Source organism: Kosakonia oryziphila (assembly GCF_900094795.1).
GTDB classification, from domain to species: Bacteria; Pseudomonadota; Gammaproteobacteria; order Enterobacterales; family Enterobacteriaceae; genus Kosakonia; species Kosakonia oryziphila.
The window spans coordinates 35601-45553 of sequence record NZ_FMBC01000039.1 but is presented as its reverse complement, the minus strand read 5'-3'; the positions used below and the strand labels follow the sequence as shown (position 1 = coordinate 45553).

Annotated in this window: 9 protein-coding genes and 3 pseudogenes; 6 read left to right on the top strand and 6 right to left on the bottom strand. The window is 40.3% G+C overall.

The window, feature by feature from the left end; translation table 11 throughout:
- Window positions 1-260: ATP-binding protein (locus tag GA0061070_RS17620; RefSeq protein ID WP_167353591.1), on the top strand; the 260-nt coding region annotated here is incomplete at its 5' end.
- Window positions 261-415: 155 nt separating this feature from the next.
- Here the strand turns inward: GA0061070_RS17620 and GA0061070_RS25575 are convergent.
- Window positions 416-622: pseudogene (locus tag GA0061070_RS25575) on the bottom strand (integrase core domain-containing protein); the annotation flags it as partial.
- Here GA0061070_RS25575 and GA0061070_RS17610 point away from each other — a divergent pair.
- Together GA0061070_RS17610 and GA0061070_RS17605 are read left to right on the top strand one after the other, a co-directional pair.
- Window positions 620-799 (top strand): annotated as a pseudogene (locus GA0061070_RS17610) (ATP-binding cassette domain-containing protein); the annotation flags it as partial. The pseudogenes GA0061070_RS25575 and GA0061070_RS17610 overlap by 3 nt on opposite strands.
- An 88-nt stretch (window positions 800-887) precedes the next feature.
- A complete protein-coding gene (locus GA0061070_RS17605; protein WP_090137322.1) occupies window positions 888-1193 on the top strand; it encodes a hypothetical protein in 306 nt (101 codons plus the stop codon).
- 158 nt (window positions 1194-1351) lie between these two features.
- Here the strand turns inward: GA0061070_RS17605 and GA0061070_RS17600 are convergent, their stop codons facing one another.
- The 3 genes and pseudogenes from GA0061070_RS17600 to GA0061070_RS25880 form a co-directional block, all read right to left on the bottom strand.
- Window positions 1352-1807 (bottom strand): ferritin family protein, encoded by a 456-nt coding sequence (locus GA0061070_RS17600; RefSeq protein WP_090137321.1) that lies wholly within the window; start codon window positions 1805-1807, stop codon window positions 1352-1354.
- 666 nt (window positions 1808-2473) lie between these two features.
- Entirely contained in the window at window positions 2474-2944 is a 471-nt protein-coding gene (locus GA0061070_RS17595) for a helix-turn-helix transcriptional regulator (protein ID WP_090137320.1), read from the bottom strand.
- A gap of 629 nt (window positions 2945-3573) precedes the next feature.
- A pseudogene (locus GA0061070_RS25880) lies at window positions 3574-4053 on the bottom strand (integrase core domain-containing protein); the annotation flags it as partial.
- Window positions 4054-4301: 248 nt separating this feature from the next.
- On the opposite strand from GA0061070_RS25880, the gene GA0061070_RS17585 reads away from it, so the two are divergent.
- The 3 genes from GA0061070_RS17585 (at window position 4302) to GA0061070_RS17575 (ending at window position 8595) form a co-directional block, all read left to right on the top strand.
- Window positions 4302-5234 carry a cation diffusion facilitator family transporter gene (locus tag GA0061070_RS17585; protein WP_090137318.1) on the top strand — a complete coding sequence of 311 codons (933 nt, stop codon included), beginning with the start codon at window positions 4302-4304 and terminating at the stop codon, window positions 5232-5234.
- A gap of 132 nt (window positions 5235-5366) precedes the next feature.
- A complete protein-coding gene (locus GA0061070_RS17580; protein ID WP_090137317.1) occupies window positions 5367-7862 on the top strand; it encodes a cation-translocating P-type ATPase in 2496 nt (831 codons plus the stop codon).
- Window positions 7863-8010: 148 nt separating this feature from the next.
- Window positions 8011-8595 carry a cytochrome b/b6 domain-containing protein gene (locus GA0061070_RS17575; RefSeq protein WP_090137316.1) on the top strand — a complete coding sequence of 195 codons (585 nt, stop codon included), beginning with the start codon at window positions 8011-8013 and terminating at the stop codon, window positions 8593-8595.
- A gap of 36 nt (window positions 8596-8631) precedes the next feature.
- Here GA0061070_RS17575 and GA0061070_RS17570 read toward each other — a convergent pair whose 3' ends face one another.
- Window positions 8632-9006, bottom strand: coding sequence for a cytochrome b562 (locus tag GA0061070_RS17570; protein ID WP_139109785.1), 375 nt, complete (start codon window positions 9004-9006; stop codon window positions 8632-8634).
- A 318-nt stretch (window positions 9007-9324) separates the two neighbouring features.
- The gene (locus GA0061070_RS24850; RefSeq protein WP_139109784.1) at window positions 9325-9525 is read right to left on the bottom strand and encodes a hypothetical protein; all 201 of its coding nucleotides are present in this window, start codon (window positions 9523-9525) and stop codon (window positions 9325-9327) included.
- Window positions 9526-9953 lie beyond the last annotated feature (428 nt).

Here is a 9953-nt window from a genome sequence, read left to right as displayed (position 1 = left end):
AACTGCTTATCCTGGATGACTGGGGTCTTGAGCCGCTACTGCCCGCGCAGCGTAACGATCTGCTGGAACTGATGGATGACAGATACGGAAAGAACGCTACGGTGATGATAAGCCAGTTGCCAACGGATGAGTGGTACGGTTGCGTTGGAGATAACACGCTGGCAGACGCGATCCTTGATCGTCTGATGCATAACTCCCACCGGCTGGAAATGAAAGGTGAGTCGATGAGAAAACGACTGGCACAGGTTGACGGAAAGTGAACGGTCGGTGTAATAAAAAGAAGTTAGGGCGCGTTAGGAAATAACGCGTTCACGTTCCCCCGGAATAACCGTTCAACTTCGCCAGAATACGCACCTGGCTTATCCACTACCTCGTAAGGGCAGGGTTCCCCTTCTTCCCTGGGATAGTTATTTGTTCAGCGATTGGTTAAAAATCGATTGACCTGGACATGATTCGTGCTAGCAACGGTGTCGTTGCAGGAATGTAGTGATTCAATGATTCTTTGCTCTCCTTCCAGTGTCAGGTTATTCAGGGATTCATGAGGCCGTCCTCTGTTATATTCCGTCAGCCAGCGCTCTGTTATTTCCCGTGCTTCATTCAGTGTCCTGAACAGGTAAAATTCATTATCGAATGTGCAAGAAAGTGCAACATACATGAGGAAATCATGCGCATGCCTATGGGATATGAGACGATTATTGGCGAGCTGGGCACGGGCATTTCTGGTGGTCAGAAGCAACGACTGCTCATCGCACGTGCACTTTATCAAAAGCCAAACATTTTATTTATGGATGAGGCTACTATATGTTTTTTTGTATAAAATACTCCTGTCTTCTTTGGTATGCTCGTTAAACACCCCATGCTTTGCTCAACCCATAAGAGGAAGTCTGATGAAACAATTAAGAATTTATACGTTAAAAAATAAACAAAGTGCTGCAAAATATTTCCGGGAATGCTGGCCAAAACATATGGTAAGTTTACCGAAGTTTGGAATATTCGTTAATAATGTATATATAGGTGGTAATGAGCAAGAGAATCAGGTAATCGCAGTTGTCACATTTCCTGATGATTGTGATATCAACTTGGTGAATCAGAACTATATGCGGAGTAAGGAGTTTAGTAATGATATGTCTGGATTCAATATGTCTGACATTATCAATGTTGATGAAATAAATATTAGTGGAACTCTTTTTTGAGAATTAAAATGTCTATGACAGGTGTTTGCTTTAAATACCTGTCAATTTTTTCGAATATAATATTTTAAGCGTGATTTTACTTAGGTTGCTGAGAGTAAATACTTATCATTAGCTGTTGAGAGAATATAAATAGCGCTCGACATCTAATCCTTGTGGGGTTACATAATGGCTATGTTTTCTTTTAGTCCATGGGTTTCAATAGTTGATAGCAATAATTGTGCTTCATCGCGATAAAGTATTCTTATGTTAGCTATAAACAAACTCGTTTTAATATTTGATCTCTTTGCGGAAATTTTTTCTATCGTTGAGATGTTCTCATTTCGCATTTTAAAATCTAACAATATTTCGTTAATGATGACCGACAAAGATAATTCATTATCATCAGTAACTGGTACATTGGGGATGATAAAAGGTGTTTCCTGACACTTACTCAGGAAATTATAAAATTTCATAGTTCTCGTAATTGAGGATTGTGCCAGAAGGCGGAAAAAATATGCAATATCATCGTGATGAGACTCTAAAAACCAGGAACTTCTTGCCAGACAAATACCCGCATAGCGGAATTCCCTGTTCATCTGCTGGTTTAATTTATAAGTCAGTTCGCAAGGTAACATAGGCACCATCCATGCTTGAACATAGCATCTATTTAAAATTCAAACCTAATCAAACACTTGTCAATAAACGTATTTACTTAAAGAACAAAGATATCTCGGCAGAGATACGATTCAACTTGCATATTTAATGTTTAGTCACATCTTACTTTATTAATTTATAGCTATGATAGTTATAAATATAACAATATATGCTAAAAATGATTTAAATCAAAATGTCATCAAATAAAATGTTGATATTTTTCATGCTTTAATATCAAATTTGAATATATAAAATATCTTCAATGCTGCTATTCGTCTTAATTTAATGATTTTAATTTGGAACTTTCGGCAAGGTTGATTTCTGTTGGTATAAAAGGGAAGGATGTAATGCATAAGTAGTATAACATTGCACATCAGTTACAATGCTGAAACAAGCGAGTGACACCATCAATACATAATCATTGACCGTCACGGAGACTATGGGTCGCCCGGCGGGATATGCATACTAATTCCGGCATCACGTGAGGTATACGCGCCCCATTCAGTCGGCCATATTGTCATACCAGCGGAAACCCATCCGTGTAGCCCGGCTCTGATTCGGCGAAGGCAGCACAATGTCTTATCTTCGCCGGGGTTTCTATAACAGCGGCAGTTCTCTAATCATATCATTTTTCAAATACATCATTACTAATGATCAAAATACTCATTAAAAGCATAAAATAAATCAATGCGTGTGTTTGCTGATATTTTATTTTTAATATTAGCTTTGTGCGATGAAACTGTTTTTATGTTAATGGAAAGGGTGGATGAAATTTCATTATCTTTTTTCCCAAGGATGAAAAGAACTAAAATTTTCCTCTCGCAGTTGCTCAGTGATACTTCTTTCAAATCGATCGGACTCCCTTCACGTAAGTTCCTGAATAAAAGTTCTACTGTTTGAATATCAACGGTCACTGGCATTATGATTACATTTTTGTTTCTAATTCGGAAGGGATTGAAATGACCCTGTGTGAAAATGACGTTAAAGCCATGAACTCTGTCAATATACTCACTTTGCAGTTTAAATTTATTGTAGATTGTATCAATGAGGGTATGAATACCCGCTTCAAAATATTTACAATTGTAGTTTTTAATAATAACATTTATGTTTTTTAGCATCACATTTGCTCAGTAGTGGTAGTAATGATTTCGATAAGTTAATTAATGGCGGTAATGTTAAAAAGATAAATAAAGAGATATGTCTTTACAAATGTCATATACAATTATGTATAAATTATGTTTTTATACTAACTTATTGAAATTTGGGATTTACCTCAGTGAATTGACATGCGTGAAACGAGGTAAGTCCTAAATTAATAAGGTCTATTGACAAATTCCACCTACCTGCTTTAACTTCACCTGGATTTTATTTGTAATTTATTTTAGAGTGGGTGTAACATGCTTCTGATCTATGTATTGATGATAATTGTTTTACTAGTTATCATATTCTTTTCTTTCTACAGGCATATTAAATTGATGAGTTCAAGGAAGATTGGAACACAGAAGAAAAGAAAGTAAAAAATCACACGCGATTCATTGCTGCCTATACTGTTTAAAATTAATTTCATTTAAAATGCATGTTTATATACTTTACAAAAAGTGTGCTTTCTTGCATATGACCTTAAGTATATAATTTGCGTAGCAGCATTAAGTGCCAAAAAATATATATGTCAAACGTAGTTGTTCGAAATTTATACTAAGATGTGTTGCATATAACCCGTATAGGATTTGTAAGCATACTCGTTTTTTTAGATCCCGGCCAAATGGTGCTTCATACAATATTCTTCCGGTGCCAGATAATTCAGGGATTCACGTGGACATCCGCAGTTATATCCCGACTACCATTTTCCCATTACCGCCCGCACTTCATTCAGTATCCTGAACAGGCAAAAAAACCAGCATTTCAGTACATATGTTCGGTTAAAGCGTGCAAAGAAAGCATTCTGAGTCGGTTGCCTGGCCTGATAGGCCCAGGCTTTACTGCATGTTTTCTGATCATTCGCCAGTATCAGAGAGATACATACAGTACCATTGTTCATGCGAAGCACGGCCGGGTATCCCCGGTTTGCTGCGATCCTGTCAAGTATCCGTGCCACTCGCTTGGCCGACAGGTTCAGGCCAGGTTCGATCGATAACGCTTCGCCATTAGCGCCATCAATAATGTTAAATGTTCGAAAACGGCGACTACAAATCTGGGCATCATGCGTGAAATCAACCGACCAGCTCTGCTCTGATCCTGCGCTTCAGACGTAGACCGCGGCAATGGTGGCTGCTCATAAATTAGATCCTAACAATTCTTTCGTTAAAAATAATAAAAGAAAGACCCAGTAATATAGCAATGGCTAAGTTAAGTGTGAGGAAATAATTATAATCAAAGCTTGCTCATTTTTAATAAAAAGTATTTAATTGCCATGCTCATGATAAATGTCATGTATAAAATGTGAATGTTTTTAGTTACGATCAGCAGGAGCCATAAATGGCAGATAATAATTTCATTAATATTAATGATGAACATGATAATGACTCGCATGAACGTTTTCAGGCTGCGAGAAAAAGCACCTGGGTTAGTGTAGTCGTTAACTGCCTGTTGACATTGGTTCAGGTTGTTACAGGTATTTTTTCGGGCTCGCAGGGGTTGATTGCTGATGGTATCCATTCACTATCAGATTTGATTGCAGATTTTGTCGTGCTGATCGCAAATCAAAAAAGCAAGAAAGAGCCTGACGAAGATCACCATTATGGACACCACAGATATGAAAATGGAGCATCATTGATACTTGGTGCTCTTTTGATGGTGGTTGGTATTGGGATGCTATGGTCATCAGCCAATAAAATCCATGCTCCGGATAGCATTCCACAGGTTCATATCGCTGCCCTCTGGATTGCCTTACTTGCCATTGTGTTTAAAGAGTTGCTTTTCCGCTACATGTTATCCGTAGCAACTCGCGTAAAATCAAGCATGCTGATAGCGAATGCGTGGCATGCTCGCTCAGACGCAGCATCCTCGCTCGTTGTAGCCTTAGGCATTATTGGGAATATTTCAGGGTTCAAACTTCTTGACCCAATCGCAGCATTAATTGTTGGTCTTATTATTACTAAGATGGGATATTCATTCTTAGCAGATGCTTTACATGACCTGATGGACAGATCCGCTGATGCTGAAACAGAAGAGAAAATAAGGCAAACCTTACTGGAAACCAATGGCGTTCTTGGCCTGCATAATTTAAAAACAAGAAAAATGGCTGATTCAGTTATTGTTGATGTTCATTTGGAGGTTAATGGTGACCTTTCTGTTAGAGAAGGCCATGACATAGCGGTTAATGCCAGGAAGTCAGTGCTGGAAAAATATAATGTATTAAATGTAATGACACACGTAGACCCATACAAGGACAATTGTCAGAATCAATAAAAATATTATTCAGAGGCTTTTTGAATAATAATGAGCCACCCTTATGTTTCGCTTACTTAGCATAAGTCTGATGATACTTATGATGGCGAGATAATAACTCAATAAGCACAGATTGAGCAGAGGTTCAGAAATATGGATAAAGAGCTGCCTCGAGGGCTGACGATGTCAGAGGTAGAGCATCGCCAGCAGGAAGATGGACTGAATGAGCTGAACGTAAGCCAACGGCGGACATTTTGGGTGATTGCCTGCGATGTCTGTCGTGAACCAATGTTTCTGTTGCTTATTGGCGCAGGTGCAATCTATCTGGCAATGGGGGATCCTCACGAAGCGATAATCCTTCTGGGTTTTGTTGTGATCATTATGTCTGTAACTATTCTTCAGGAGCGCAGAACCGAAAAGGCTCTGGAGGTATTAAAAGATCTGTCCAACCCACGAGCGCTGGTTATTCGCGATAGCAAGATCTCTTCTGTTCCAGGCAAAGATGTGGTTCGTGATGATCTTGTCATTATATCTGAAGGGGAGCGGATACCGGCTGATGGTATACTCCTCCAGGCGCATGAGCTGGCAACCGATGAATCAATGCTGACCGGCGAGTCAGATGCTGTTTCCAAATATTTACCGGCCCGACTTTTTGCCGGAACCATGGTAGTCAGAGGTCAAGGATTAATACAGGTTACCGCTGTTGGTAACAACACTGAACTGGGGCGTATTGGTAAATCGCTACAGAATATTATTACCAAGCAATCGCCCCTTCAGGATGAAATTGGGCATCTGACTCGCCGTCTGGCTTATATCGGAGTAGCACTTTGTGCCCTTCTTTCAGGGGGATACTGGATTTTAAACAGTGACTGGCAGAATGCTCTGCTTGCCGGTATAACACTGGCGATGGGAATACTGCCGCAAGAATTCCCGGTTATCATGATTATATTTCTGGCTATGGGAGCCAGACGTATTGCCGCTCATGGGGTATTAACACGACACCTCAATGCGATAGAGACACTGGGGGAAACAACCATTCTTTGTGTTGACAAGACTGGCACGTTGACACAGAACAACATGGTTGTTTCAGCTCTGGCCACAGAGCAGGATCTTATGTTTTTTGAGGGAAATGACAAGCAATCCCTGCCAGACAAATTTTATCAGACCCTTGAATATTCGGTTCTCGCCTGCGAAATCTCACCACACGATCCTATGGAGAAAGCTGTTCATAAAATTGCAGCCACTTTTATCAACAGCAGAGAATATTTACACCCGACATGGTCTCTGGTCAAAGAATATGAATTATCACCAGCGCTGTTTGCCATGACCCATGTATGGCGATCTGACGATGCTACACAGGATTGTGTTGCCTCCAAAGGAGCACCTGAGGCAATCACATCATTGTGCCGGCTTCCTGACGAGAAACGCATCGCTATACTTAGCAAAGCAGAGCAACTGACTAAAAAAGGCTTACGGGTACTGGGCGTGGCCCGGGCAACACATGATGCCTCACAACCCTGGCCTGAACGGCAGCAGGGTTTTAATTTTGAATTTGTTGGTTTGATCGGATTCATAGACCCGCTGCGCCCAGAAATTTTCGCCGCAATTGCCCAATGTCACCAGGCCGGGATTAGGGTCGTCATGATTACAGGAGATCATCCCGGCACTGCTGGCTCAATCGCTGCACAGGCTGGAATTTATTCTGAAGCCATAGTCACGGGTGCTGATCTCTTATTACCCGGGACATGGGAAAAGCATTCTTCCGTGAACGTCTTTGCCCGGGTCACTCCTCAACAGAAATTGTCAATTGTTGAAGCGCTAAAAGCTCAGGGTGAAGTTGTGGCAATGACCGGAGATGGTGTGAATGATGCTCCGGCATTAAAAGCGGCCCATATAGGCATCGCCATGGGTAAACGAGGTACCGATGTGGCAAGAGAAGCTGCTTCGCTTGTTCTGCTGGAAGACAGCTTTACTTCTATCATCGATGCTATACATCTGGGAAGACGGATCTACTCAAATCTCAGACAAGCAATGGTTTACACTCTGGCAGTCCATATACCTATTATTGGTTTATCCATTGTTCCTGTTTTATTTGGGCATCCCTTATTACTTGCCCCTGTCCATATCGCATTCCTCGAACTGGTTATTGACCCTGCCTGTTCTGTTGTATTTGAAGCAGAACGAGGGGGAACGGCACTGATGATGGACAAACCACGTCCGGCGAAAGAAAAACTGATCTCGGGTTACAATATTGTACAGAGCCTGCTTCTTGGTGGTGTTGTTACAACAGTAGTGTTCCTGCTGTATTACTTAAGTCTTTCCGCCGGTGATACTATCGAGCAGGCAAGGACGCTGGCATTTATTGCTCTTGTTATTACCAACCTTCTTTTAATTTTCGCCTGCCGTGATGAGAATGCAACATGGAGAACTATTTTTCTTCATGTTCCCGTCATCACCCTATGGATTTGCGCAGGAACATTAGCCATGCTATCTGTAATCATAGAAATCCCATGGGTTTCAACTCTGTTCGGGTTTTCTCCCCCCACTTTCCCCCAGATACTCATCGCCATCATTGCAGCTATCGCCGTTCTACCCGTCGCATTTTTCTTAAATAACAATATATTGAAGAAATTCCGCATGAAAACATAAATATCTGTAACCTAATCTCTGGCAGAGATTTCTGGCGGGATTACTTTGCAATGCACTGATTTTTATAAGAAATAATAAAAACACTTTTCCTAAGGATAAACTAATCTTTACAGGTTAATCATAGTACAAAGGAAAACAAACAGGAGTTATGATGAACATGCACAACAAGCAAATTAAGGTTTGGGATCTCTTTATAAGAGTTTTTCACTGGACGGTTGTTATACTATTTTTCTGCAACTATCTGTTATCCGACAGAGGACAGCTATTTCAGCGAGGCAGTACACTTCATATTTATGCCGGGTACATTATTATCTGCTTTGTGCTTGCACGGCTGATATGGGGTGTGATTGGTAGTAAAAATGCACGATTTTCATCCTTTATCCCATCCTATACAGAATTCAAAGAGTACACAAAAAAACTACTTAGTGGAGAACATCCATACTACGAAGGGCATAACCCCGCAGGTGCGGTAATGATTGTATGTCTGCTCGCCGGATTACTTATCACCGGAGTGACTGGTTGGCTTGCGAGCATATCAGACAGTATTGATGGCTGGCAGGCAGCTATTGCCAGTGCCACCGATATTGTTCCCTGGGGAGACATCCACAGCTTTTTTGCTAATTTAACGATGCTGGGTGCAGGTATTCATATAACTGCAGTATTGGTTATCAGCTATTTGACGAAAGAAAACCTGGTACGCACCATGATATCAGGATATAAGAAAAGTAAATAAAATGAAGTGAGAGGCAGAAGCGCCTCTCACTATAAATCAAACACCCAGTTTAGTATGGAACTGCGCCATAATATCACGTAATTTCTTTGCTTCCTGCTGTGCTGGTGCAAGCCCTTTCTGCTCTGCTGTTGCCTCAACCACATTTACTTCATCTAACAACTGTTTCATTCCAGAATCAAACGTGGCTTTATCATTCCCCGTAACAGAAGTGCGTTGAGCCTCCTGAGCAGATTGTTTAAAAGAAGACAAATCCTTTTTAAAAGAATCAATATTTTTGTCTTTCATCACTGCTCGATAACTTTTACTCATTAACTTCATTGAGTCTTTTACTGTGGGTGAGTTTGCCATAGCATTCCCGCTCACAAAAAACACAGAACTCAGAGCAATCAACACTGGTACAGTTATTTTCACAATTTTCACCGTCACTAAAAAAATAAAGAATGAGTTATCACACTAACAAAAAAAACAGTCAATAAAAAGCGCTAAAGTCACTCTTGAGATGAAATAATTTAGCGTTAAACGGATATGATAATGATTGATGTTTATGATGAATAGCATCCTACATCGTATAAAAATCATGCCGTAACATGATCAAAATAAAGTCTGTATTAAGAGTCTATCACATTAGGCTCTTTTATTTGCCATTTTGACTCTGGGCAGTGCTCAAACTAGCTGCAACAATATATGCCTACTGGGATAGGCTCTAAGATCTATGGGCTTTATTAAAAATCAAGCTTTAACGTTCACAACACTGCCGACAACACTTCCGCTGGAATTGACTGATGGGGTACTCACCTTACTTACTGATTTTACTGCATCATCGGAATCACGATCGTTATCAGGAAGGGATTTTGATTCACTTTTTTCACGCACACTATCTGCCTGGTAGCGTGTGTTTGCTAAATTGCTTCCAATACTGTTTATAGACATTCTAAGCTCCTCGGTTAGCCTGGGTACTCTGGCACACAGATGCTATCGACGTAAAAAATGATAATATCAGACGATTTATTGTTTCAATGGATTTCTACAAAAAAACAGCAAAAACATAATTCCGTTTAATAAATATTCACTTTTGATTTCTTAAAGTTAATATTTCTTAATGTTACCCTTAATCCAATATTAATTTTTCTTAATTTCCGAGGTTAAATTCTCTTAATAAAAAGCACTCACAGAGAATAGAGATAAAAAGAGCTACTATTTCTCTGGCAGTGATCCTGTAATAAATTATTCATGCCGTTTGTGTGCGAATCATAGTGTTGAAGTCAGTTAGTTCGGAAATGGCGCAAGATACTATGTGGGGACGCTTAAGGTTACCTTGCTGAAAGGAGAGGGTAACATCGCCAGCCGCTCCCGGCTGT